Source organism: Salmonella sp. SJTUF15581 (assembly GCF_043356775.1).
GTDB classification, from domain to species: Bacteria; Pseudomonadota; Gammaproteobacteria; order Enterobacterales; family Enterobacteriaceae; genus Salmonella; species Salmonella enterica.
In genome coordinates this window covers 404,193-429,631 of sequence record NZ_JBEUJY010000003.1, presented here as the reverse complement: position 1 = coordinate 429,631, position 25,439 = coordinate 404,193, and the positions used below count along the sequence as shown (strand labels likewise).

At 51.1% G+C, this 25,439-nt stretch carries 22 protein-coding genes; 14 read left to right on the top strand and 8 right to left on the bottom strand.

Features of this window, described 5'->3' with window-relative positions:
* Positions 1-109: 109 nt before the first annotated feature.
* Positions 110-448 carry an SMR family transporter gene (locus ABVN36_RS08935; protein ID WP_000159237.1) on the top strand — a complete coding sequence of 113 codons (339 nt, stop codon included), beginning with the start codon at positions 110-112 and terminating at the stop codon, positions 446-448.
* Positions 449-500: 52 nt separating this feature from the next.
* On the opposite strand, the gene uspF is transcribed toward ABVN36_RS08935, so the two are convergent.
* The 3 genes from uspF to ABVN36_RS08920 all read right to left on the bottom strand — a co-directional run bounded on the left by uspF (position 501) and on the right by ABVN36_RS08920 (position 5,313).
* Positions 501-935: a universal stress protein UspF gene (gene uspF / locus ABVN36_RS08930; protein ID WP_001082296.1), complete on the bottom strand. Its 435-nt coding sequence runs from the start codon at positions 933-935 to the stop codon at positions 501-503.
* A 481-nt stretch (positions 936-1,416) separates the two neighbouring features.
* The gene (nifJ, locus tag ABVN36_RS08925; RefSeq protein ID WP_001193251.1) at positions 1,417-4,941 is read right to left on the bottom strand and encodes a pyruvate:ferredoxin (flavodoxin) oxidoreductase; all 3,525 of its coding nucleotides are present in this window, start codon (positions 4,939-4,941) and stop codon (positions 1,417-1,419) included.
* Positions 4,942-5,001: 60 nt separating this feature from the next.
* Positions 5,002-5,313: a reverse transcriptase gene (locus tag ABVN36_RS08920; protein ID WP_077908590.1), complete on the bottom strand. Its 312-nt coding sequence runs from the start codon at positions 5,311-5,313 to the stop codon at positions 5,002-5,004.
* On the opposite strand from ABVN36_RS08920, the gene ABVN36_RS08915 reads away from it, so the two are divergent.
* Positions 5,217-5,483, top strand: a complete 267-nt coding sequence (locus tag ABVN36_RS08915; protein WP_001200680.1) for a DUF333 domain-containing protein — start codon at positions 5,217-5,219, stop codon at positions 5,481-5,483. The genes ABVN36_RS08920 and ABVN36_RS08915 overlap by 97 nt on opposite strands.
* A 43-nt stretch (positions 5,484-5,526) precedes the next feature.
* Here the strand turns inward: ABVN36_RS08915 and hslJ are convergent, their stop codons facing one another.
* Together hslJ and ldhA are read right to left on the bottom strand one after the other, a co-directional pair.
* On the bottom strand, positions 5,527-5,937 hold the full coding sequence (hslJ, locus tag ABVN36_RS08910) for a heat shock protein HslJ (protein ID WP_000725242.1): 411 nt from the start codon (positions 5,935-5,937) through the stop codon (positions 5,527-5,529).
* 110 nt (positions 5,938-6,047) lie between these two features.
* Positions 6,048-7,037, bottom strand: coding sequence for a D-lactate dehydrogenase (gene ldhA / locus ABVN36_RS08905; protein WP_000762206.1), 990 nt, complete (start codon positions 7,035-7,037; stop codon positions 6,048-6,050).
* A 266-nt stretch (positions 7,038-7,303) separates the two neighbouring features.
* On the opposite strand from ldhA, the gene ABVN36_RS08900 reads away from it, so the two are divergent.
* From ABVN36_RS08900 to ABVN36_RS08860, 9 genes are all read left to right on the top strand, one after another.
* The gene (locus ABVN36_RS08900) at positions 7,304-9,940 is read left to right on the top strand and encodes a YdbH family protein (RefSeq protein WP_023137900.1); all 2,637 of its coding nucleotides are present in this window, start codon (positions 7,304-7,306) and stop codon (positions 9,938-9,940) included.
* Entirely contained in the window at positions 9,940-10,131 is a 192-nt protein-coding gene (locus ABVN36_RS08895; RefSeq protein ID WP_000784063.1) for a YnbE family lipoprotein, read from the top strand. Before ABVN36_RS08900 ends, ABVN36_RS08895 begins: the two co-directional genes overlap by 1 nt.
* Before the next feature lie 7 nt (positions 10,132-10,138).
* Positions 10,139-10,462, top strand: a complete 324-nt coding sequence (locus ABVN36_RS08890) for a YdbL family protein (protein ID WP_000760345.1) — start codon at positions 10,139-10,141, stop codon at positions 10,460-10,462.
* Positions 10,463-10,606: 144 nt separating this feature from the next.
* On the top strand, positions 10,607-11,203 hold the full coding sequence (locus ABVN36_RS08885; RefSeq protein WP_010835226.1) for a CDP-alcohol phosphatidyltransferase family protein: 597 nt from the start codon (positions 10,607-10,609) through the stop codon (positions 11,201-11,203).
* Complete coding sequence (locus ABVN36_RS08880) at positions 11,200-12,117, top strand: phosphatidate cytidylyltransferase (RefSeq protein WP_023137901.1); 918 nt, start codon at positions 11,200-11,202, stop codon at positions 12,115-12,117. Before ABVN36_RS08885 ends, ABVN36_RS08880 begins: the two co-directional genes overlap by 4 nt.
* A gap of 6 nt (positions 12,118-12,123) precedes the next feature.
* On the top strand, positions 12,124-12,780 hold the full coding sequence (locus tag ABVN36_RS08875; RefSeq protein WP_024156942.1) for a 1-acyl-sn-glycerol-3-phosphate acyltransferase: 657 nt from the start codon (positions 12,124-12,126) through the stop codon (positions 12,778-12,780).
* On the top strand, positions 12,755-14,515 hold the full coding sequence (locus ABVN36_RS08870) for a bifunctional alpha/beta hydrolase/class I SAM-dependent methyltransferase (protein ID WP_023137903.1): 1,761 nt from the start codon (positions 12,755-12,757) through the stop codon (positions 14,513-14,515). The genes ABVN36_RS08875 and ABVN36_RS08870 overlap by 26 nt, the downstream gene beginning before the upstream one ends.
* Positions 14,505-15,815 (top strand): phosphatase PAP2/dual specificity phosphatase family protein, encoded by a 1,311-nt coding sequence (locus tag ABVN36_RS08865; protein WP_023137904.1) that lies wholly within the window; start codon positions 14,505-14,507, stop codon positions 15,813-15,815. The genes ABVN36_RS08870 and ABVN36_RS08865 overlap by 11 nt, the downstream gene beginning before the upstream one ends.
* 107 nt (positions 15,816-15,922) lie before the next feature.
* Positions 15,923-16,210, top strand: a complete 288-nt coding sequence (locus ABVN36_RS08860) for a hypothetical protein (protein ID WP_010835231.1) — start codon at positions 15,923-15,925, stop codon at positions 16,208-16,210.
* Positions 16,211-16,268: 58 nt separating this feature from the next.
* On the opposite strand, the gene azoR is transcribed toward ABVN36_RS08860, so the two are convergent.
* Entirely contained in the window at positions 16,269-16,874 is a 606-nt protein-coding gene (azoR, locus tag ABVN36_RS08855; protein WP_000048924.1) for an FMN-dependent NADH-azoreductase, read from the bottom strand.
* A 200-nt stretch (positions 16,875-17,074) separates the two neighbouring features.
* Between azoR and hrpA the strand changes: the two genes are divergently transcribed.
* The 3 genes from hrpA to cybB all read left to right on the top strand — a co-directional run bounded on the left by hrpA (position 17,075) and on the right by cybB (position 22,488).
* Entirely contained in the window at positions 17,075-20,977 is a 3,903-nt protein-coding gene (gene hrpA, locus ABVN36_RS08850; protein WP_023137906.1) for an ATP-dependent RNA helicase HrpA, read from the top strand.
* Between the two features lie 63 nt (positions 20,978-21,040).
* Entirely contained in the window at positions 21,041-21,841 is an 801-nt protein-coding gene (locus ABVN36_RS08845; protein ID WP_001098499.1) for a YdcF family protein, read from the top strand.
* Between the two features lie 116 nt (positions 21,842-21,957).
* Positions 21,958-22,488: a cytochrome b561 gene (cybB, locus tag ABVN36_RS08840; protein ID WP_000527277.1), complete on the top strand. Its 531-nt coding sequence runs from the start codon at positions 21,958-21,960 to the stop codon at positions 22,486-22,488.
* Positions 22,489-22,758: 270 nt separating this feature from the next.
* Here cybB and ABVN36_RS08835 read toward each other — a convergent pair whose 3' ends face one another.
* On the bottom strand, positions 22,759-23,421 hold the full coding sequence (locus tag ABVN36_RS08835) for a class I SAM-dependent methyltransferase (protein ID WP_001520112.1): 663 nt from the start codon (positions 23,419-23,421) through the stop codon (positions 22,759-22,761).
* A 463-nt stretch (positions 23,422-23,884) separates the two neighbouring features.
* The gene (locus tag ABVN36_RS08830; RefSeq protein ID WP_023137907.1) at positions 23,885-25,435 is read right to left on the bottom strand and encodes a glycosyltransferase family 39 protein; all 1,551 of its coding nucleotides are present in this window, start codon (positions 25,433-25,435) and stop codon (positions 23,885-23,887) included.
* Positions 25,436-25,439 lie beyond the last annotated feature (4 nt).

The following is a 25,439-nucleotide window of genomic DNA, read 5'->3' as shown; positions in this document are numbered from 1 at the left end:
TGAAGTATGTTATGGCGAGATACGCAACGGGTCAAAAGCGTCTTTATTCTGTCATCCGTATTAATTAAGATGTCACCACGACCCGAAAAATATCGGAACGAAGAGATGTATGACTAAAGAAGCTGTAATCTTTCTATTTATCGCCATCGTGGTAGAAGTTATCGCCACGATCTCATTAAAATTATCGGATAGTTTTACGCGTCTGGTACCGAGCATCGTTACCATCATCGGATATTGTATCGCGTTCTGGTGCCTTACCATCCCAATGCGAACCATCCCTGCGGGTATCATTTATGCCATTTGGTCTGGGGTAGGGATTGTTCTTATTGGATTGATAGGATGGTTGTTTCTTGGCCAAAAACTGGATGTGCCGGCTATTATTGGCATGTTGCTTATCATCTGCGGTGTAATCGTAATCAATCTGTTTTCAAAAAGCGTCAGTCACTAGGCGATGATGATGGTTGATTTGAGCCCGCACTCTCTTATGCGGGCTCGAGTATTTAGCGCACCACCAGTACGGAGCATTCCGCATGACGCACAACGGCTGCGGCGTTGGAACCCAACAGATAGGTAGTAATATCCGGACGATGCGAGGCGATAATCACCATATCGGCCGGTAATTTTTTTGCCATTTCCAGAATCTTATCTTTAGGAGAGCCTTCTGCCACGTGCGCCTGCACGCGGTCCGCGGGAAGGTTGAATTTCTTGATAATCGCTTCCAGTTGAGATTTGGCTTCGGCTTTCAAATCGTCCATTGCGGGGAGCTCTGCTGAATAAGCCAGTCCCAGTGAAGCGTAATAGGGCAAAGACGGGATTACAGTCAAAAAGTGCACTTTAGCGTCGTCAATCTTTGCTTCGGCTTCAACATGTGAAATCACGCGTTGAGTTAATTCTGAATCTGAAATATCGATGGGTACAAGAATCGTTCTGTTCATAAAACCTCCTGTTTAAGTATCCACTGAAATTCTACTCCCTAAAGGCACTTTATGTACAATGACATACGTCACATTTTAGGTGCTGCTCCACGATACTCTGCGGGGACTACCAACAGGGGAGGACGGCGTAATATTAAGCGCATTCCCCGTAAATAATCAGCGAGTTGACGTTAAAACGTTATTTCTGCCTTGTCAGGAAAGACCTAAAAAGAGATGTTACCGTTTAATTCAATAATTAATGAAATAATTCGCAGTGAAATAGATATAATTTATACGAATGCTTTTGGGAGTATTATACGAAATAAAAATTATACAATATCATTCGGTTACGATATTCTACGCCTGTTATATGCCTTTATTGTCACATATTCATTTTGTCGCCGGGCCATTGCGTTAACCTTTGCTTTCCAGCGTATAAATTGACAAGCCCGAACGAATGTTCGGGCTTTTTTTGTTTCCAGGTTAATCCTTAGAATATTTTTTAATCTGCGCCGGGTTTTTCCGCTTTTCCTGCCAGCAAGGCAAGAAAGTCATAGCGTTTTTGCAAATCCAATGCGGCATCTCGCCATAATTGTTCAGCTACTTCAGGCTGTTGCGCATTCAGGCGACGGAAACGCTGTTCATTAAGCAACGTTTCCGCCAGGGCATCAGACGGTGGCCGAGAGTCCAGCGCCAGCGGCGGCTTGCCTTCATCCGCACGGCGGGGATCAAAGCGGTATAACGGCCAGAAACCGGTCGCCGTTAACTGGCGCATCTGGTCATGGCTTAGCGCCAGATCGTAGCCATGTTCCTCACAGGGGCTATAGGCAATGATCAGCGACGGTCCTGGCCAGGCTTCGGCCTCCTGGATGGCTTTCACCGTCTGGTTTAACTGCGCGCCCAGCGAAATTTGCGCGACATAAACATGACCATACATCATCATGCTGACGCCAAGATCTTTACGGGCTTTACGCTTGCCATGTTCGCCAAATTTAGTGACGGCGCCAAGCGGCGTCGCCTTCGACGCCTGGCCGCCAGTATTGGAATAACACTGCGTATCCAGAACCAGAATATTGACATTCTCCGTCAGGCTTAACACATGGTCTAAACCGCCAAAGCCGATGTCGTATGCCCAACCATCGCCGCCAATCAGCCAGATTGATTTTTCTACCAGCGCATCAGCATCCTTTAACAGTTCCTCTGCGCCCGCAACCGATTTCAGATGTTGGCGTAATGCGGCGACCTGCTCACGCCGAACGTCAGGCGTTGCTTCGGCATGCAGCGCATCGTTTAATTCCGCCGGAATGCGATCGGCGAATTGCGCCAGTAAACGCATGACGCGCGCCCGGTGCTGATCCACGCTCAGACGGAAACCGAGACCAAATTCCGCGTTATCTTCAAATAACGAATTCGCCCATGCAGGGCCGCGTCCGTTGGCATCGGTGGTATAAGGCGTTGAGGGTAAGTTACCGCCGTAAATAGAGGAACACCCCGTGGCGTTAGCGATTAACATTCTGTCGCCATATAACTGAGTCAGCAGTTTAATATACGGCGTTTCACCGCAGCCGGAACAGGCGCCGGAATATTCAAACAGCGGCGTAATAAGCTGCGATGTGCGGATATCAATTCGTTCCAGTTTGCTGCGATCGATTTCCGGTAAGTCGAGGAAAAAGTCATAATTCACTTTCTCTTCTTCCACATGCTCAAGGCGCGACATCATGTTAATCGCTTTGATCTGCGGATTTTGCCGATCTTTAGCCGGGCAGACCTCTACGCATAAATTACAGCCAGTACAGTCTTCCGGCGCGACCTGCAGCACATATTTCTGGCCGCGCATATCGCGGGACTTCACGTCCAGCGAATGCAGACTGGCTGGCGCGTTCTCCATCGCCTGCGGGGAAACGACTTTTGCACGAATCGCCGAGTGAGGGCAGGCGGCGACGCAGTGATTACATTGTGTACACAGTTCCTCTTTCCAGACAGGAATCTCTTCGGCGATATTGCGTTTTTCCCAGCGGGTGGTGCCCATCGGCCATGTTCCGTCCGGCGGCAGGGCGGAAACAGGCAGTGCGTCGCCAAGGCCCGCCAACATGGCGGCGGTAACGGTTTTCACGAAATCCGGCGCGGCGTCGGAGACGACCGGCGGGCGATGCGCGCTGTGCGGATTAACCGCCTGCAACGGCACTTCCGCCAGCGATTCCTGCGCCAGAGCCAATGCCTGCCAGTTACGCTCAACCAGATCCTGACCTTTGCTGCTATAGCTTTTGGCAATCGCGCCCTGCAGCTCAACCAGGGCGCTATCGCCCGGAAGAATATGCGTCAGGTGGAAGAAAGCCATTTGCATGACGGTATTGATGCGGGCGCCAAGTCCACATTCGCGGGCGATTTTCGCCGCGTTAACCACGTAAAAACGCGCCTTTTTCTGATTCAACACCGCCTGAACTTCTTGCGGCAGACGCGACCAGACCTCGTCGGCGCTGTACGGCGTATTAAGCAGAAAGATACCGCCGGGCTTTAGACGCTCCGCCATCTGATATTTATCGATAAACTGTAATTGATGGCAGCCGACAAAATCCGCCTGAGCAATTAAGTAAGCGGAACGAATGGGTTTTTCGCTGACGCGCAGGTGCGATACCGTGAGCCCGCCAGCTTTTTTAGAGTCATAAACGAAATAACCTTGCGCATACCACGGCGTAGAATTACCGATAATTTTAATATTATTTTTCGTGGCGGATACGCTGCCGTCGCTTCCCAGGCCGTAAAATAACGCTTCAAGTTTAGCGCTGCCGGGCAGGGTATTTTCCGGTAATGGCAGCGAGAGGTTAGTAACGTCATCATAAATGCCCACCGTAAACCGTGGTTTGGGTTTCGCGCGGCTGAGTTCATTAAAGACCGCCAGTACGCACGCCGGGCCGAACTCTTTGGATGATAGCCCATAACGGCCGCCAATGGTGCGCGGCAACGTTTCGCGCTCGCCATTATTAAAGGCTTCCGCCAGTGCGGTCATCACGTCCAGATAAAGCGGCTCGGCCTGCGCGCCAGGCTCTTTGGTGCGATCCAGCACGGCGATAGCGCGAACGGTTTCCGGTAATGCCTGTAACAAATGTTTGGCGGAGAAGGGGCGGAACAGACGGACTTTCAGAACGCCGACCTTTTCTCCGCGTATCAGTAGCTCGTCCACGACCTCTTCGCAGGTGCCGAGGGCGGAGCCCATCATAATGATGACGCGTTCAGCCTGGGGATGGCCATAATATTCAAATGGCTGGTACTGACGGCCCGTAGCGTCGCCAAATGCCTTCATCGCCTCTTCAACATGATCATAAACGGCGTTGTACCACGGGTTGGTCGCTTCGCGAGACTGGAAGTAGGTGTCCGGATTCGCTGAAGTTCCACGAATCACCGGATGTTCCGGATTCAGCGCGCGGGCGCGGTGAGCGTCGATCTCCGCCTGCGGCATCAGGTTCAGAATGGTTTCATCCGTTAGCGGTATAATTTTGTTGATTTCATGCGATGTACGGAAGCCATCAAAAAAATGAATAAACGGAACGCGGCTTTTCAGCGTAGCCCTGTGTGCGATCAGCGCAAAATCCTGCGCTTCCTGAACGCTGGCGGCGCATAACATCGCGCAGCCTGTCTGGCGGACCGCCATCACATCGGAATGGTCGCCAAAAATAGAAAGCGCGTGTGTGGCGACAGTGCGCGCGGCAACGTGCAGTACAAACGGCGTGAGCTGCCCCGCCAGTTTATACAGCGTTGGAATCATCAGCAGCAGCCCCTGCGATGATGTAAATGACGTAGAAAGCGAACCGGTTTGTAACGCACCGTGAACGGCGGCGATCGCGCCGCCTTCCGACTGCATCTCTACCACACGCGGCGTATCGCCCCAGACATTTTTAAGCCCATTGCCGGCCCAGGCATCCGCTTGTTCAGCCATTGTTGAACTGGGCGTAATCGGGTAAATGGCGATAACCTCGCTGGTACGGAACGCCACCGACGCTACTGCGCCATTACCGTCAATTGTTTGCATATGACACCCTTACATTGCGCAAAAAAGAGGGACACGCATAATCGTGAGCGCATCCTGTAGTTATCCTTTTATTTTAGCAAAGCCCTTCAAGCCCCATTTTCGCTTTTGTGTCCCTGGCGGGAGGAGAATGGCGATTTCTTGCCGAAAAGACGTAAAAAATTGCCAATAAATGTTAATGAAGCGCATAAATGCGCGCTTTGCCTCTCGACGCGTCAGTTTCTGCTGCCTATTATTTAGGGCGGTGTCGTTTGGATGAATAAACAGAGGGGAGAGAAATGCGCGCAGCGTTTTGGGTGGGGTGTGCCGCGTTATTATTGTCGGCTTGCAGTAGCGAACCTGTTCAGCAGGCAACCGCGGCGCATGTTTCGCCAGGGATGAAAGCGGCGATGTCCAGCGCCGGCGAAGCGAATTGCGCTATGATTGGCGGTTCGCTTTCAGCGGCCCGGCAGCTTGATGGTTCAGTAATTGGTATGTGCGCGCTACCCAACGGCAAACGTTGTAGCGAACAGTCGCTTGCCGCCGGAAGCTGCGGGAGTTATTAAGCGCGGCGTTTCGCCTGACGCGTATAACTTTTCACTTAATGGCTTAGTGCGCTAAATCCGCCAGTTTATACATTAGCGTTGTTTCTGCCGTCGCCAGCGTTAATTGGTTCGCGGTTAAATCGACCTGTGCGCCTTTGCTGAAGAGCTCGCTGAGGGTACCGTCCAGCGCATTAAGCTGCGGATCGGCGCACATCATTCGGGTCATCGCTAAATTTTTCACTTTTAATTCGCCGTCCGACAGTTTTCCTTCGCCGGTGAATTGATTGCACATTTTGCCAGATACCGTCATGTCCTCGCCAAAGCTGAGCTCCGGGCCGGTGACCGTTTTACCGTTTACGCTTTCCAGAACAAAGCGGTGGTGTTCCAGTTGCTCGCGTTTGACGGACACTTTTCCACTGCTCACACACCCCGTCATTATGATGCTCAGGGCGACCAGCGTGACGATTTTCTTCATTGATATTCTCTGTAATCTGATAGTTAACACTGACTATAGTAATGATATGACCGGATAGATCTTCAGGGGTTATCCGAAAATGCTCCCCTGAGCGCAGGGGAGCGACAGGATTAGAACAGCGCGTTCGGGCAGGCTTCGCCCTTCTCAAGCTGGCTTAAGTTTTGTAACGTGGTTTCAGAGATGCTGATCAGCGCTTCTGCGGTCAGGAATGCCTGGTGCCCCGTAAACAGTACGTTATGGCAGGCCGACAGACGGCGGAAAACATCATCCTGGATAACATCGTTTGACTTATCTTCAAAGAACAGGTCGCGTTCGTTTTCATACACATCCATCCCCAGCGAGCCGATTTTCTGATTCTTCAGAGCTTCGATAGCCGCCTGGGAATCAATCAGCGCGCCACGACTGGTATTAATGACCATAACGCCATTTTTCATTTGATCGAATGCCGCATGGTTCAGCAAATGGTAGTTTTCCGGCGTGAGCGGGCAGTGCAGGGAAATGACATCCGATTCGGCAAACAACGTTTGCAGATCCACATACTCGACGCCGAGATCAAGCGCGGCGGTGCTGGGATAGGGATCAAACGCCAGTAAACGCATTCCAAAGCCTTTCAGGATACGCAGCGCGGCGACGCCGATTTTACCGGTACCAATGACGCCAGCGGTTTTTCCGTGCATGGTAAAGCCGGTCAGTCCCTCAAGGGAAAAGTTAGCGTCGCGGGTGCGTTGATAAGCGCGGTGAATACGGCGGTTCAATGTCATCATCATGCCAATCGCATGTTCAGCGACGGCTTCCGGAGAATAAGCCGGTACGCGCACCACCTGCAAACCGAGCTCTTTAGCGGCATCCAGGTCGACATTATTAAATCCGGCGCAACGCAGCGCGATGTATTTCACGCCGTGTTTTTTCAGCTCTTCCAGTACCGGTCGGCTCCCGTCGTCATTCACGAAGATACAAACTGCTTCACATCCATTGGCGGTTTTCGCCGTTTTCTCGGTTAGCAGAAAATCAAAAAACTCCAGTTCAAAACCGAACGCTTCGTTCACTTGCTGTAGATATTTCTTGTCATACTGTTTGGTACTATAGACGGCGAGTTTCATATGACCTTCTCCAGTGATGTTTGAATCACACAAATATGCTTAAAATTATCTTACAAAAAATCAAAAATAATTGATAGTCATACATATAATGAATAATTTTAGGTTATCATTCTCCACAACGCCTCAAATAGCCGGAGGGCGCCCCTGCAACAGGCATAACGCATCACCCGCTTGCAACATGAACTATTAGGCTATGTACGGGCAATCATGCCAAAATAAAGAGATAGCCGACTGAATTTTTCGTTAAATCAGGAAATTAATGGCCCATGAAGGGTAAATATAAAGCCGCCCTTGCGCTACTGTTACTGCTGATTCTTATCCCTCTGACGCTACTGATGACCCTCGGGCTGTGGGTTCCCACTCTGGCGGGAATTTGGCTACCCGTCGGTACCCGTATCGCTCTGGAACAAAGCCCACGCCTGACACGTCATGGGTTAGTGATTCCCGATCTTCGCTATCTGGTCAATGATTGTTCGTTAGCGCATATTACCCAGGCGGAACTGACGCATCCCAGCCGTTGGTTGCTGAATATTAAAAGCCTCAAACTGGATGCCGCATGCCTGGCGAAACTGCCCGCTACGGAAGCTTCTCCCGCCGCGCCGCGTACGCTGGCGCAGTGGCAGTCAATGCTGCCCAATACCTGGATTAACATCGATAATGTCATTCTCGCGCCCTGGCCGGAATGGCAGGGCAAGCTGGCGATCTCCATGACGCCGGTCATTCAGCAGATACGTTATCAGGGCGAAAAAGTAAAATTTCAAGGGCAGCTACGCGGTCAGGCATTGACGGTGAGCCAACTGGAGATCGCCGCGCTGGCCAACCAGCCTCCCGTTAGCCTGGCGGGGGAATTTGTGTTGCCGCTGGTACCGGATGGCCTGCCGGTCAGCGGTCATGCGGCAGCGACCTTGCGTCTGCCGCAGGAACCGTCGCTGGTGGATGCGGAACTGGAGTGGCGTGATAACGCCGGACAGCTCATCGTGATGGCGCGAGGTAATCCTGATCCGATTCTCGATCTCCCCTGGGCGGTAACGCGTCAGCGGCTTACCATCAGCGATGGCCGCTGGAACTGGCCATATCAGGGATTCCCCTTGAGCGGACGTCTGGCTTTTAATATCGATAACTGGCAAGCCGGGCCGGATAATGCGCGAGTCAGCGGACGCCTGAATATTCTGACCCAGGGCGATGCCGGTAAAGCGAACGCTGTACTGACTATCGGCCCGGGAAAACTCAGCATGGATAGCAGTGAGATGCCTCTACAGCTTACCGGCGAGGCTAAACAGAAGGATTTAATCTTTTATGCCGTATTGCCCGCTATGTTCCGCGGCAGTCTGGCTGATCCGCAGCTCACCTTTGCACCTGGCGCATTGCTACGCTCGCGCGGACGGGTGATTGATGCGTTAGATATTGATGAAATTCGTTGGCCGCTGGCGGGCGTTAAGGTGACGCCGCGCGGCGTTGATGGCCGATTACAGGCTATTTTACGGGCGCACGAAAATGAGATGGGCGATTTCGTTCTTCATCTTGATGGCCTGGCCAATGATTTTCTCCCTGATGCTGGTCGCTGGCGGTGGCGCTATTGGGGGCAAGGAAGCTTTACGCCAATGCGCGCCCACTGGGATATTGCCGGACAGGGCGAATGGCATGATAACACCATCAGGTTGACCAGTTTGTCCACCGGTTTTGATCAGTTGCACTATGGCGCAATGACCGTCACATCGCCAAGACTGGCGCTGAATAAACCTATTGTCTGGGTTCGCGACGCCACAACGCCGTCGCTACAGGGCGCGCTGTCTCTGGAGGCGGGAAAAACCGTATTTACCAGCGGGAGCGTGCTGCCGCCTTCTACCATTAATTTTAGCGTTGAAGGGCGCGAGCCAACCCTGTTCCAGTTTAAAGGCGACCTTCGGGCGGGGGCGATAGGGCCGGTACGGCTGAATGGGCGCTGGGATGGTGAACGCCTTCGCGGACAGGCCTGGTGGCCGAAGCAGTCGCTTATCGTTTTCCAGCCGTTGCTTCCACCAGACTGGAAAATGACGCTGCGCGAAGGCTCACTGTATGCGCAGGTGGCTTTTTCCGCCGCACAGGGGCAGGGATTTGAAGCAGGTGGACACGGCGTGTTAAAAGGCGGCAGCGCCTGGATGCCGGATAACAAAATCAACGGCGTCGATTTCATTCTGCCATTTCGCTTCCACAACGGCGCGTGGCAATTGGGGACGCGCGGGCCCGTCTCGCTGCGTATCGCCGGGATAGTTAACCAGGTCACGGCGAAAAATATCACCGCTGATTTACAGGGCGGTTATCCCTGGAGCGAGTCGAATCCATTACTGCTAAGCGATGTCAGCGTAGACGTGCTGGGCGGTCAAATCATTATGAAACAGTTGCGAATGCCGCAGCACGACCCGGCGCTTTTGCGGGTGCAAAATATTTCATCCAGCGAATTGATTAGCGCCATAAATCCAAAGCAATTCGCCATGTCTGGTCCGGTTAGCGGCGCGCTGCCGCTGTGGCTGAACAATGAAAAATGGATAATCAAAGATGGCTGGCTTACGAATCCTGGGCCAATGACGTTGCGCATCGATAAAGATACTGCGGATGCGGTGGTGAAGGATAATGTCACGGCAGGCTCGGCGATTAACTGGCTACGTTATATGGAGATTACGCATTCGTGGACGAAAATTAACGTTGATAACCTGGGCGTACTAACGATGCAGGCGGCCATTACCGGCAAAAGCCGGGTAGATGGTAAAACCGCGATCGTTAACTTGAACTATACCCATGAAGAAAATGTGTTTACGCTGTGGCGCAGTTTGCGTTTTGGCGACAATTTACAGGCATGGCTTGAACAAAATACAGCGTTGCCGCAACCTCCTTGCCGGAAAGACAAGGATTGTGAGGATAAATAATGAAAATGAGTATTGCCATGCTGTCAGCGCTTGCGTCATTTATCGTGGTGGGCTGCACGCCACGTATTGAAGTCGCCGCGCCGGAACAGCCGATTACCATCAACATGAATGTAAAGATCGAGCATGAAATACATATCAAAGTCGATAAAGATGTTGAAGAACTCCTGAAATCACGCAGCGATCTATTCTGAGGCCATAATGAAAAAGTATTTAATACTATGGGTGCTGACGCTGAGCTTACTCACACCTTCTGTGTGGGCCTTAACCCTGGACGAAGCGCGCACGCAGGGCCGGGTCGGGGAAACGCTGAATGGCTATCTGGTGGCCTTAAAGAATGATGCCGAAACCCAGAAACTGGTGCTTGATATTAATCATGCCCGCCGCGCCAGTTATCAGCAGTTAGCGGATAGCAATCATCTTCCCGTGGACGAGGTGGCGAAGATGGCAGGGCAAAAACTGGTTGAGCGCGCCAGGCCGGGAGAATATGTCCAGGGAATTAATGGCAAATGGATGCGTAAATAACCGCTTCCCGACAATTTTTTCATCGCAGAATACTTTTTATATTGGTAATTTCTGAATTTAGCCGTTTGCGCCGAAATTAGGATAGCCGTGCGGCGTCATCTCTGATGGAGTGTCTCGCGTTGAGTCGTTTTTCAGAGAATACCGATGACGCTTTATCAAATTAAACCTGCTTTTCAGGCGCTGCTTCGCCCCGTAATGGCATGGCTATATCGGCATCATATTACAGCCAATCAGATCACCCTTTCCGCTATGGCTCTCTCTATTGCGACCGGCCTGATATTGATTGTAGTGCCCCTGTATTTTCTGTTGCCCATCGTGTTATTTGCGCGCATGGCGCTCAACGCGCTGGATGGTATGTTAGCGCGCGAATGCCGCCAGCAATCTCGTTTAGGCGCCATTCTGAATGAAACGGGCGATGTGATTTCAGACATCGCGCTTTACCTACCGTTTCTTTTTCTGGCCGACAGCAGCGCGCCATTGGTGCTCGCCATGCTCCTGGCGATGGTGATGACTGAGTTTTGCGGAATATTAGCGCAAACGATCAACGGCGTACGTAGTTATGCCGGACCGTTTGGCAAAAGCGACAGAGCGCTGGTGTTTGGCGCAGGGGGGCTGGCGCTGACCTTTTGGCCTCAGGTGGCGCAGTGGAGCAATATAGTCTGGAGCATTGCTCTCGTATTGCTGCTTTGGACGACAGTAAACCGTTGTCGAAGCGCATTAATTGCGGTGGATGTCAAATGATGCTGCTCGAAAAATCCCTGCTCGTCATTTTTGCGCTTTTGCTGGTGGCCACTCTGGTAAATCGAATTCTGGTGTGGCGTCGTCCTGATAAGGACTGGCGCGAATTGGCGCTACGCATTCGGACCTGGTGGCTAATCATCATTCTGTTTTCGCTGGCGCTATTGAGTCCGACCTGGCTGGCATTGACCTTTTTCGCCTTACTCAGCTTTATGGCGCTAAAAGAATTCCTGACGCTGGTTCCCTCCCGTCATTCTGACCGAATGCCGCTGTTGTGGATGTTTATCGCGATTCCCATCAATTATTGGCTGATTGGAATTGGCTGGTACGGCATGTTCGTGGTGTTTATTCCGGTTTATGTATTCTTATTTTTACCGGCGCGTATGGTGATCGCGGGTGATACGCAGGGGTTTTTACGCACCGCGTCGCAGCTTCACTGGAGTCTGATGACCACGGTTTTTGCCTTTAGCCATGTCGCTTTTTTGTTGGTGCTGCCTGCGGACGGCAAACAAACCGGCGCGCTACTGGTATTGTTTCTGGTCGGGCTGACTGAGTTTAACGACATTGCGCAGTATTTATGGGGTAAATCATTCGGGCGCATCAAAGTGACGCCGACCGTAAGCCCGAATAAAACCCTGGCCGGGTTGGCGGGGGGCGTGATGACAACGGCGCTGGCGGGACTGGCATTGGGACCGTTACTCACCCCACTAAATGCGCCAATGTCAATACTGGCCGGGTTAATGATTGGCGGCACCGGGTTTTGCGGCGATGTGGTGATGTCCGCCGTAAAACGTGATGTCGGCGTAAAAGACAGCGGTACGTTGTTACCCGGTCACGGCGGCTTGCTTGATCGGCTTGACTCCCTGATCTTTACCGCGCCGGTGTTTTTTCATTTTATTCGTTATTTTTGCTACTGAACCGTTATGAACCGATTTCTTCGCACCTTATTTACGTTGTGTCTTGTCTGGCCCGTAATCCGGTTGTGGCTTGGGCTGCGGGTGAAGCACCGGGAGCGACTTCCCCATCGCGGCCCGCTGATCGTGGTGGCCAATCATAATAGCCACATGGATGTGTTTGCGCTTTTGTCGCTGTTTTCACTACGTCAACAGGGTTATGTTCATCCGGTCGCTGCCGCTGACTATTTTTTGCGTAACAAGTGGATGGGCTGGTTTGCGATTAACATTCTTAATATTGTTCCTGTAACCCGCAAAGGCGGAGAGGCAAACCCGCTGGCGCGGTGCGAGCAAGCGTTGCGTGATAATAAAATCCTGATTTTGTTTCCCGAAGGAACGCGTGGCGAACCGGGAATATTATCGCCGCTGAAATCAGGAATCTGGCATTTGAGCCAGCGCGTGCCGGAGGCGAGCGTGGTCCCCGTCTGGCTATGCGGCACAGAGCGAATCATGGCGAAGGGGAACCGCATCCCGCTCCCGCTCTTTATTGATGTCACGATTGGCGATGCGTTGCATTCACACCCCGAAAAAAAGCAATTTATGGACGATCTCAGGCACAGACTGCTTGAGCTTCAGCAACAGACGTCAGGGAATCTTACTCATGCCTCACCTTCGCACGCCGAATAAACGGTGTTTTTTGACGAGTGACAACACTGAACTCTTCTACCGTCACTGGCCTGCAATGTTGGTAAGCACAACGCCGAAAGTCATTGTTTTATTTCATCGCGGCCATGAACATTCGGGGCGCCTGCAACATATTGTCGATGAGCTGGCGATGCCAGAGATGATATTTTACGCATGGGATGCCAGAGGACATGGATATTCTCCTGGCCAACGCGGCTATAGCCCGTCGCTCGCCCGCTCGGTACAAGATATGGACGAGTTTATTCGTTTTGTCGCCGCTGATAGCCAGACTCCGTTGGAAAATATCGTTGTAGTGGCGCAGAGCGTCGGCGCGGTGTTAGCGGCAACCTGGGCGCATGATTACGCGCCAAATATTCGTGGTCTGATACTGGCTTCTCCGGCATTTAAAGTGAAACTGTATGTACCGTTTGCACGGGCAGGGTTAGCCTTGTGGCATCGTTTGCGAGGTCTGTTCTACGTTAATTCCTATGTAAAAGGTAAATATCTGACGCATGACCCTGAACGCGTGACAAGTTTTAATCATGATCCACAGATTACCCGCGCTATTGCGGTGAATATCCTCCTTGATTTGTATAAAACATCGGTACGTATTATCGCCGATGCCAGTGCGATTACTTTACCCACACTGCTACTGGTATCCGGTAAGGATTATGTCGTTCACCGCCAGCCGCAGGTGGATTTTTATCAGGGGCTACGTAGTCGACTGAAAGAGCTTCATGTTTTTGCAGGTTTTTTTCACGATACGCTTGGCGAAAAAAACAGACATCTGGCATTTGAGAAAATGCGTTGTTTTATTGAGACGCTGTATAACTTGCCGCCGCAGCGTTTTGACTACCAGCATGAAGACCGCTGGAGTCCGGGCGCGGATACCTGGCGTGTACTCAGTGGAGGGGCTGCTCCCTGTTCATGGGATGATATCGCTTATCGTAGTTTGCGTTATGTAATGAAAAGATGGGGCGCTCAATCGGCGGGTATACGCCTGGGGTTTGAGACGGGATTTGATTCCGGTAGTACGCTGGATTATGTCTACCGTAATCAGCCGCAGGGAGGCAATATAGTGGGACGTTTAATCGATAAAAATTATCTTAATAGTGTCGGCTGGAAAGGTATTCGTCAGCGTAAGATTCATTTGCAAAACCTTATCCGTCAGGCGGTTCAAAAGCTGATAGAGCAGGGAAAACCGGTCCGGGTAGTAGATATTGCCGCAGGACACGGGCGTTACATCCTTGATGCGCTGGAAGATGAGGTGACGGTTAGCGATATATTATTGCGTGATTTCAGCGAATTAAACGTCGCACGAGGGCAGGAGATGATTGCGAGCCGAGGAATGTCCAGCAGAGTGCGTTTTGAACGCGGTGACGCCTTCAATAATGACGAACTGGCGGCGCTGAAACCACGTCCGACATTAGGTATTGTCTCTGGTCTTTATGAACTTTTTTCGGATAACGCTTTGGTTCGACGTTCGCTTGCTGGGCTGGCTGCCGCTATCGAACCTGGGGGCATGTTGTTATATACCGGACAACCCTGGCATCCTCAGTTGAAAACTATCGCCTGGTCGCTTACGAGCCACAAAGATAATAAAGCATGGGTTATGCGTATACGCACGCAGGGTGAGATGGATGCTTTAGTGCATGAGGCGGGATTTGATAAATGCGCGCAGCTAATTGATGAATTCGGGATTTTTACCGTTTCGATGGCGGTGCGCCGTGGAAACTGAGCGTCGCAAGGTATTCATACAGGGTGCTGGTTGGCTGCTGCTACTGGCGCCGTTTTTCTTTGTCACCTACGCAAAAGTAAATCAATTTACCGCCTGGCGAGATACCCAATCCCATGATATTGGGAGCGTGGTACTTGGCTGGGAATCTGCCATTCCCTTTATTCCGTGGAGTATTGTTCCTTACTGGAGTCTGGATTTGCTCTATGGGCTGTCACTATTTATCTGCGCGACAAGCTTTGAACAATGTCGGCTGGTGCGCCGTCTGGTACTGGCGTCAGTTATAGCCTGCGTTGGATTTCTACTTTTCCCTTTACAGTTTAGTTTTACGCGTCCGCCTGTTTCCGGCGTTGCGGGGTGGTTGTTTACGCAACTTGAACAGTTCGACTTGCCATATAATCAGTCGCCGTCGCTACATATTATTCTTTGTTGGCTGCTGTGGCGGCATTTCAGCCGCCATCTTTCCGGTGGTTGGCGCAGGCTGTGCGATGGCTGGTTCCTGCTGATTGCCATTTCGGTTTTGACAACCTGGCAACATCATTTTATTGATATTATTACCGGTCTGATGGTGGGGATGTTGATCGACTGGATGGTGCCGGCCCAGAGTCGTTGGCACTGGCAGGCACCCAACGCGGTTCGGTTCCGGTTGGTGCGGCGTTACGTATTCGGGATGTCCTTATGCATTATTGTGGGGGTATTGCTGGCGCCATGGTCGTTCTGGCCGTCGGTGTGTCTGTGCTGGCCAGCATTATCCTTGTTGATTGTGGGACGCGGCTATGGCGGATTCGGCGCTGCAGCGTTGTGTAAAGACAAAGAGGGGCGGTTATCGCCTTCCGTCTATTGGCTAACGCTTCCGTGGCGCTGTGTGATGTGGTTATCGATGCGTTGGTTTACGCATCGTCTGCCCCCGGTCAATCACATCGCCGCCGGCGTTTATCTTGGTAGTTATCCGCGCCACACCCCCATGCAAAACGCGGTGCTGGATGTAACCTGCGAGTTTCCTCGTGGCCAGGCAACAAGGTTGAAGACCTATTATTGCGTACCGATGTTGGATCTGGTTACGCCGGACGATGCGCAGTTACGGCAGGCGGTGGCTATGCTGGAGGCGCTGCGTGAGGAACAGGAAACGGTGTTGGTACATTGCTCGCTGGGGTTGTCTCGTAGCGCGATGGTGGTTGCGGCATGGCTATTATGCTATGGCCATGCCGCAACGGTAGAACAGGCGGTAGCATATATTCGTGCGTGTCGGTTACAAATTGTGCTAACGGATGAACATCTGGACGAACTGCGGCAATGGCAATAAAAAATGACACTGTAACAAATGGAGATATACTTCAGCGCGAGTTATTGTCGCAGACGTTAGCGAGTTGGCGATTTTTTCTACTTTTTACTCTCCTTCCTGGTGTATGGGTGATATTTATCTCCCCGCCAGGGGCGCTGCGCGTGGTTATCGCATTGTTGTGCGGCACGGCCTGTTTCGGCTGTTGGCGGATCTGGTTAGATAAGCGCTATTTTGTGCTGATTACGCATGAGAATAACCAGCAAGCTGGGGAAGGGCTTTTTATTATCTGGCGGCGCGAAAGAGTGCGAACGCTAACACTAAGTGAACGTCAGCAGGGGGCGCTCAAACAATTTCGCCGCACGCTGGTTACGATAGTCGCGCTTTGGGGGATATGGCTATTCGCGCTTGCTCTTTGATTATCGCGAGACACGACCCCTACTCGCTGAGAGCCAACTTTCGGGGCAGTTTGAGCTATCAGGCAGCCACTACGCTGTCAATCGCGGCTTTTGCATCGGCCTGGGCTTTAGCCGCCACTTCCGGCCCGTAGGCGATGCCTTCGGCAAAGACAAAATTCACGTCGGTAATACCGATAAAACCAAGGAACACTTTCAGGTAAGGCGCAATCAAATCCGTCGGGGTGTCTTTATGGATACCGCCGCGACTGGAGAGAACCACCGCGCGTTTACCGGTTACCAGACCTTCCGGGCCTTTTTCGGTATAGCGGAAAGTGATACCGGCGCGGGCAATCAGATCAAAGTAGTTTTTCAGCTGCGTCGGGATATTGAAATTGTACATCGGCGCCGCAATAACGATGACGTCGTGGGCTTTCAGTTCAGCAATGAGTTCATCAGACAGCGCCAGAGCGTCCTGCTGACGTGGCGTTAAAGGCGCATCGCCCGGACGCATCGCGCCCACCAGCTCGCCATCCAGCACCGGAACAGGGTTGGCCGCCAGATCGCGGACAGTAATTTCATCTGCGACGTGTTTTTCGCGCCATTGTTCAATAAAATAGTCAGTCAACTGACCAGACTGAGAGTACCCTGCCAGAATACTGGATTTAAGAACTAATACCTTGCTCATGGGTGTTTCCTTTTATGTGTTTGAAGGGGCGTGCCCCGTTGCTTGTTGACACTTTATTCACAAATATGTCGCAGGGATAGCGCAATATATCGAACCCTTTGTTCGAAATTATTGAACAACACAAAAAAAGCCCCAATGTGGTACTCTATACCTATCATTTAAAACGATTTTAAACAGGCAGAATGCTGCCCAAGAGCTTTATGACTGAACAATCTATGTTGACGCTTCAGGTGTTACAGCAGCGGCTGGATGCACTGATGCTGCGCGACAAACAGCGCTTTGCGCGCCGCCTGCATGGCGTAAAGAAAGTAAAAAATCCTGATGCGCAACAGGCCATTTTCCAGACGATGGCGAAAGAAATTGAACAGGCTGCGGCGCAGGTCGCCCTCCGCGAAGCGGCGCGCCCCTCAATCACTTATCCGCAAAATCTGCCTGTTAGCCAGAAGAAACAGGACATTCTGGAAGCGATCCGCGATCATCAGGTGGTGATCGTAGCAGGGGAAACCGGTTCCGGTAAAACCACCCAGTTGCCGAAAATTTGTATGGAACTGGGACGCGGAATTAAAGGACTTATTGGACATACTCAGCCGCGTCGCCTGGCGGCGCGCACCGTCGCTAACCGTATTGCCGAAGAGTTGCAAACGGAGCCTGGCGGCTGCATCGGCTATAAAGTTCGTTTCAGCGATCATGTCAGTAGCAACACCATGGTCAAACTGATGACGGACGGTATCCTGCTGGCGGAAATCCAGCAGGACAGGCTATTGATGCAGTATGACACCATCATTATTGATGAAGCGCATGAACGCAGCCTGAATATTGACTTCTTGCTCGGCTATCTGAAAGAGCTTCTGCCGCGTCGCCCCGATCTGAAAGTGATTATTACCTCTGCGACCATCGACCCGGAACGCTTCTCGCGCCACTTTAATAACGCGCCGATTATCGAAGTCTCTGGCCGAACGTATCCCGTAGAAGTTCGTTATCGCCCCATTGTGGAAGAGGCTGACGACACTGAACGCGATCAGCTACAGGCAATTTTCGACGCTGTTGATGAACTGGGGCGTGAAAGTCCCGGCGATATCCTGATTTTTATGAGCGGAGAGCGGGAAATCCGCGATACCGCCGACGCCCTGAACAAGCTGAACTTACGGCATACCGAAGTGTTGCCGCTGTATGCACGCTTGTCGAACAGCGAACAGAACCGCGTTTTCCAGTCGCACAGCGGACGCCGTATCGTGCTGGCGACTAACGTGGCGGAAACGTCGCTGACGGTGCCGGGTATCAAGTATGTGATCGATCCTGGCACTGCGCGCATCAGCCGCTACAGCTACCGCACTAAAGTGCAGCGCCTGCCGATTGAACCGATCTCACAGGCTTCCGCCAACCAGCGTAAAGGGCGTTGCGGACGCGTATCGGAAGGGATCTGCATTCGTCTGTATTCGGAAGATGACTTTTTGTCACGTCCGGAATTTACCGACCCGGAAATTCTACGTACCAACCTGGCGTCGGTTATTTTGCAGATGACCGCCCTGGGGCTGGGTGACATCGCCGCCTTCCCGTTTGTCGAAGCGCCGGATAAGCGCAATATTCAGGATGGCGTGCGTTTGTTGGAAGAGCTGGGGGCGATTACCGCCGACGAACAGCAAACGGCATATAAGCTGACGCCGCTGGGCCGACAATTATCTCAGCTGCCGGTCGACCCGCGCCTGGCGCGTATGGTTCTGGAAGCGCAAAAACATGGCTGTGTGCGCGAAGCGATGATCATTACTTCCGCACTCTCTATTCAGGATCCGCGCGAGCGCCCAGTGGATAAGCAGCAGGCTTCCGATGAGAAACACCGGCGCTTCCATGATAAGGAGTCCGATTTTCTGGCGTTTGTTAACCTGTGGAATTACCTCGGCGAGCAACAAAAGGCCCTGTCGTCGAATCAATTCCGCCGGCTGTGTCGCACCGACTATCTGAACTATTTACGCGTGCGTGAGTGGCAGGATATCTATACCCAACTGCGTCAGGTGGTAAAAGAACTGGGGATTCCGGTAAACAGCGAACCCGCAGAATACCGGGAAATTCACGTTGCGCTGTTAACGGGGCTGTTGTCGCATATCGGGATGAAAGATGCCGATAAACAAGAGTACACCGGCGCGCGTAACGCCCGATTCTCTATTTTCCCCGGTTCCGGTTTATTCAAAAAACCGCCGAAATGGACAATGGTCGCAGAACTGGTGGAGACCAGCCGCCTGTGGGGGCGCATCGCTGCCCGCATTGAGCCAGAATGGGTGGAACCGGTAGCCCAGCACCTGATTAAACGTTCATATAGCGAACCGCACTGGGAGCGGGCGCAAGGCGCGGTGATGGCGACGGAAAAGGTTACTGTCTACGGTCTGCCGATTGTCGCCGCGCGCAAGGTGAATTACAGCCAGATTGACCCGGCGTTGTGTCGCGAGTTGTTCATCCGCCATGCGCTGGTGGAGGGGGACTGGCAAACCCGTCACGCCTTCTTCCGTGAGAATCTAAAATTGCGTGCGGAAGTCGAGGAACTTGAGCACAAATCTCGCCGCCGCGATATCCTGGTGGATGATGATACCCTGTTTGAGTTTTATGACCAGCGTATTAGCCATGACGTTATTTCCGCCCGCCACTTTGATAGTTGGTGGAAAAAAATAAGCCGCGAGACGCCGGATCTGCTCAACTTTGAAAAAAGTATGCTGATTAAAGAAGGCGCGGAAAAAATCAGCAAACTGGATTACCCGAACTTCTGGCACCAGGGCAATCTCAAGCTGCGTTTGAGCTATCAGTTTGAACCGGGCGCGGATGCTGACGGCGTGACCGTCCATATTCCGTTGCCGCTACTTAACCAGGTTGACGAGAGCGGTTTTGAATGGCAGATCCCAGGGCTGCGCCGTGAATTAGTGATTGCGCTGATTAAATCGTTGCCAAAACCGGTACGTCGCAACTTTGTTCCGGCGCCAAACTATGCTGAAGCGTTTTTAGGTCGCGTAACGCCGCTGGAGCTGCCGCTGCTGGACGCTCTGGAGCGTGAACTGCGCCGGATGACCGGCGTCACGGTCGACCGGGAAGACTGGCATTGGGATCAGGTGCCCGAGCATCTGAAAATCACGTTTCGCGTGGTGAATGACAAAAACAAGAAACTGCAGGAAGGGCGTTCGCTCGCCGAGCTTAAAAATGCGCTGAAAGGCAAAGTGCAGGAGACGCTCTCGGCGGTGGCGGATGACGGCATCGAGCAGAGCGGGCTGCATATCTGGAGTTTCGGCGAGCTGCCGGAAAGCTACGAACAGAAACGCGGTAATTATAAAGTGAAGGCGTGGCCGGCGTTAGTGGATGAGCGTGACAGCGTCGCTATCAAATTGTTTGATAATCCGCTGGAACAACAACAGGCGATGTGGTGCGGCTTACGCCGTCTGTTGTTGCTCAATATTCCTTCACCAATTAAGTATCTGCATGAGAAATTGCCGAATAAAGCCAAGCTGGGACTGTACTTTAACCCGTACGGCAAAGTGCTGGAGTTGATTGATGACTGTATCGCCTGCGGGGTAGATAAGCTGATAGATGCCAACGGCGGACCGGTGTGGAGCGAAGCAGGTTTCACCGCGCTGCACGAAAAGGTACGCGCCGAGCTGAATGATACTGTGGTGGATATCGCGAAGCAGGTCGAGCGGATCCTGACGACCGTATTCAATATCAATAAGCGTCTGAAAGGGCGGGTGGATATGAGCATGGCGTTGGGGCTTTCCGATATCAAGGCGCAGATGAGCGGTCTGGTATACCGTGGTTTTGTGACTGGCAACGGCTTTAAACGTCTCGGCGATACGCTGCGTTATCTGCAGGCAATTGAAAAGCGGCTGGAGAAACTGGCTGTCGATCCGCACCGCGATCGGGCGCAAATGCTGAAAGTCGAAAGCGTCCAGCAGGCGTGGCAACAATGGATAAATAAATTGCCTCCAGCGCGTCGCGAAGATGATGATGTTAAAGAGATCCGTTGGATGATTGAAGAACTGCGTGTCAGTTATTTCGCGCAACAGCTCGGTACGCCTTATCCTATTTCCGATAAGCGTATTTTACAGGCCATGGATCAGATTACGGCCTAAAAAGCCAGGCGACGATGTCTTTCAAAGAGATCCGGTACAAGTTCGGAACAAAAAGGAGGAATTATGAATACAACGCCATTTCCGGCGCTCTCTGCGGAAACATTGCTGGCGGTAAATACCGTCGGACAGTGGCTGGCGCAAAATGATTTTTCCGGCGAACAACCTTATTCGTCGGATTGCGTCGTCCTGGCGGGCAATGCGGTGATCCCCACTATCGACGCGGCCTGTCGCATCGCCAAAGCGCAAGGCGTTCCTTTACTGATTAGCGGCGGTATAGGTCATTCGACGCCGTTTTTGTACGCCGTGATTGCCCGGCATCCGCGCTACCACACCATTCGCACAAGCGGACGCGCTGAAGCCGCGATCCTCGCGGATATCGCGAACCAGTTCTGGCATATTCCGGCTGAGAAAATTTGGCTGGAAGATCGGTCAACTAATTGCGGCGAAAATGCCCGTTTCTCCTGCGCACTGATCCGTCAGGCGAAAGAAAACATTAACACGGCTATCGTTGTGCAAGACCCCACCATGCAGCGGCGCACTATCGCGGCGTTTCGGCGCGTGACAAACGACGACACCGATGCGCCGCGCTGGCTGAGTTTTCCTGGTTTTGTTCCGGTACTGCGCCACCTTAACGGCGGTACACATTTTGCCAACGTTGAAGAGGGCATCTGGACGGTGGAGCGTTATCTGTCTCTGATTGCCGGCGAGCTGCCACGTTTGCGTGACGATGAAACAGGGTATGGACCGCGTGGTAAAGATTTTATCATTCACGTTGATATCCCACGCGATATTGAAAAGGCATGGCAGGTATTGCAGGCAGATACTACGTTGCGCAGTGCGTTAGAACAGAGAGCTTTACGCTAAAAATCGCCCGTTTGCGAGGGTGAACGGGCAAGTGCGACCACCATTTCATAAATTTGATGAATTATTTATAAAAGCTGGTTATGTTGTCGCTTTACGGTTTTCATTCAGGACGCGCTATGGGCAATAAGTATTCCGGCCTGCAAATTGGTATTCACTGGTTAGTCTTTTTTCTGGTTATTGTGGCTTACGCCGCGATGGAGCTACGCGGTTTTGCGCCGCGTAGTTATCGGCCCTGGTTTAATATGACGCATGTTTCATGTGGTATCACTATTTTGCTTTTAATGGTGGCGCGCTTGATTATTCGGCTGAAATATCCCACGCCGCCCATTGTTCCTCGTCCAAAACCGATGATGACCGGAATGGCGCATTTAGGACATCTGGTGATTTACCTGTTATTTATCGCGCTGCCTGTTATTGGTCTGGTCATGATGTATAACCGCGGCAATCCCTGGGTCGCATTTGGCATTACTATGCCGCATGCCGCCGAAGCTAACTTTGAACGCGTAGATATGCTGAAATCCTGGCACGTCACGCTGGCGAATCTGGGCTATTTTGTTATTGGACTTCATGCCATCGCTGCTTTGATGCATCACTATTTCTGGAAAGACAATACGCTGTTACGGATGATGCCGCGTAAGCGTGACTGACCGTCCTGTATGACGTTTGTCGCAGGTGGGGTTAACTGCTTCAGGCAAACAAGGCATCTATCAGAGGGGATGGCGTATTCCATACAGAAAACGCCTGCGTCTAACCAGGACCCGTGACGCAGGCGAAGGAGGACGGGTCTACATCGGAAGCGGGTATTATACTTATTTGTATGACAAATAAAATAAGCAATTGCTATTCCGTAATCCAATGTTTAATCAACGGGTTAAACCAACATGATCGCGCTGCCGACCGCTCGGAAGTGCCTGTACTTACGATGAGCGTGGCGTAGTGGCGGAAAATAGCGCAACGGCGCCATGTTGCTCCAAAGTCACCTTAGCGAAATGTTCGTCCAACACGCTGCGTAACGTATCGGCTGAGTCATTGGTATTACTGAATATTCCTTTCTTGTTATAAACAGCCATTAATTTCTTACCAAAAGCATTGTGAGGAACCTCTTTGCCCAGAATCGTGGCGCCAAAAAGTGTGCCGCCGGGTTTAAGCGCCATACCGGCATTTTTAATTGCCTTCGCTTTTGTTGTCATCTCACCAGGTAAGCAGTGCAGAAGATAGTACATCGAAACGGAATCGAAGCGCCCGTGCCAGTCCGCCGGGAACGTGTCGAAAACATCGTGTTGTAGTGTGGCGCGGATTTTCGTATTACCCACTCGGCTGGCGGCTATTTTCAGGCTATCCGGATTTAAATCCATCAGCGAAATGGCATGAGTCGCAGGTGCATGTTTCAGGTAATAACCTGTACCTACGCCAATATCCAGGTGAGTCTCGCCCATGTGATGCAGGAAGAAAGGAAGTAGTCGCGTATCAGTAGGACACTTCCATGCATATTTGTTTGAGATATTGAGTACCCACCAGTCATATAAGCTAAGCGTGAATGGGTTATAGACTTTTGCGCCTGATTGTTGTGTATGCTTCATTGTTCTCTCACTAAATAATTTCGCGCTGGAATTAAAACAACGAAGCAATCGTTAGGCAAGCATTAATCAGGTGAGTGAGTAATTTAATGCGATGAATAAAGGAGATATTATGAATTAAGCGGGTATCTTAAAGAATATAGAGGATAATAATAGCTGATAAATGAATTGATCAGTCATATTATTATAAGCTGATAATTAATAATCGTTAATATAAATATATTAAGCCTTATGATAATAGCAATGCAATTAAAAGCATGAGAAACAATATTTATTCATACACATAAAGCGATTATTGCACATTAATTGATATTTTAAATGTTACGCTGAGATAGCCATCTTTATTTAATATCACCTACCTGGAGGCGATATGATTGAGGTTTTTGAAGCGTTTGGCTGGACCTTACTTTTAGGCGGTCTGGCAGTGGCAGTACTGTTTATCACTGCACTGGATAGAAAACGGTAATCATTGCATTTGACGCGCCTGTTGAGTTGGTATTACAAATAATTGTACCTGAAATCTACCACTTCTGAATTTTGCGATATTTTGCCATTCTGACGGCAAGGGGTAATCCTGACTAAAGTTACCGCCGCTTACCAACCAGACACGATGGTAACTTTTTGAAAGCGTTGTCAGAGTATCAATATATGTCTGATCGGCTTGCGCATAAAACAGTGAACCAAAGCCATAGGCATTCGGTCTTCCTGATGTTCCGTGTGCGTTAGGCGGTGTATAAAGAAACGTACGATAATCTCGCTTATTATAATACACATAACTTAAATAATCGAACATTTTACTGACTACCACGGCATCATTAGGCTGGTGGCGGGTATTAATATAGTTTACCAGTGGTTTAAACTCGTCTATGTGCTCAGGGTTATTATTATATGAACCATAGCCGAATAATAAGGTGAATAAGATAAAACAGAAGCCACAAACCGCTTTTTTTGCGCGGGTAAGTAATACCGCGAGCAGGGGAGGAATGCTCAGCGATGAGAAGAAGAAATAACGATCGATAAATAACGGCATCCACCAGGAAATGATGAAGACCAGCATTACAGGGATGACCAGATTACAAAATAATATCAGCTGATATCTTTCATATTCTCCGTTGCATAAAGATATTCGCCCCACAGTACCGATAAAACCTCCCACAGCCAGCCACAGAATGAACGACGGAAAACCCTGTCCGTTGTTTCCGGTAAAGAAATGCCAGTACATCGCAGGCAGGTCACGCCATGTTACGGGGGGAATCCAACCGATATCATTACCGGCTCTCAACTGCGCCAGATGAGTCAGTAAATTAAACAATACGGGCAACCAGGAGAGATAAGCGACAGCAATCGCCAGGTTAGCAAACCACCAGCCAGGAAGTTTAAGGTAGCAGGCCGTTTTATGGCTTTGGCAGGATAATATTGTTACTGCGATCCAGTGAGCAATAAGTGCAAATAGGGTGAAATAATGGGTGTAAAAACTGAACGTCATAAGTAAAGCATACGCGACAAGATAGCGATTATGGGTGGGTGTTTTTATCCACATCATCAATGCTAACGCGGCAGCGAGCGTTAGCATTCCCATTAACGCGTACATGCGCGTTTCTTGACTGTAATGAACTGCCATCGGCATCAGGGCGGCGAACCATCCCGCCAATAAGGCTGTACGTTCATTTGCCAGCCATCGCGTAAGCGCGATAACCAGCACAACTGTCAGGATCCCAAAGAGTAGACTGAGAGAGCGTACTGCTGCAATGCTATCACCCCATAATATCATCCAGTCATGCAGTAACAGATAATAAAGCGGGGGATGCACGTCAAAAGCGGCATGGAATAGCAGATTATCTACGCTATGTCGACTAATCAGCACGCTGGACGCTTCGTCACACCAAAGGTAGCGGTCAGTTAAAAACAGCAACCGTATAAGGACGGAGAATATGACAATGAGACAAACATGATATTTATACTTTATTTTTCTTAACCCATCGCCGGGCTGCCATATGGATAGTTGTGGTAGCGCCATAATA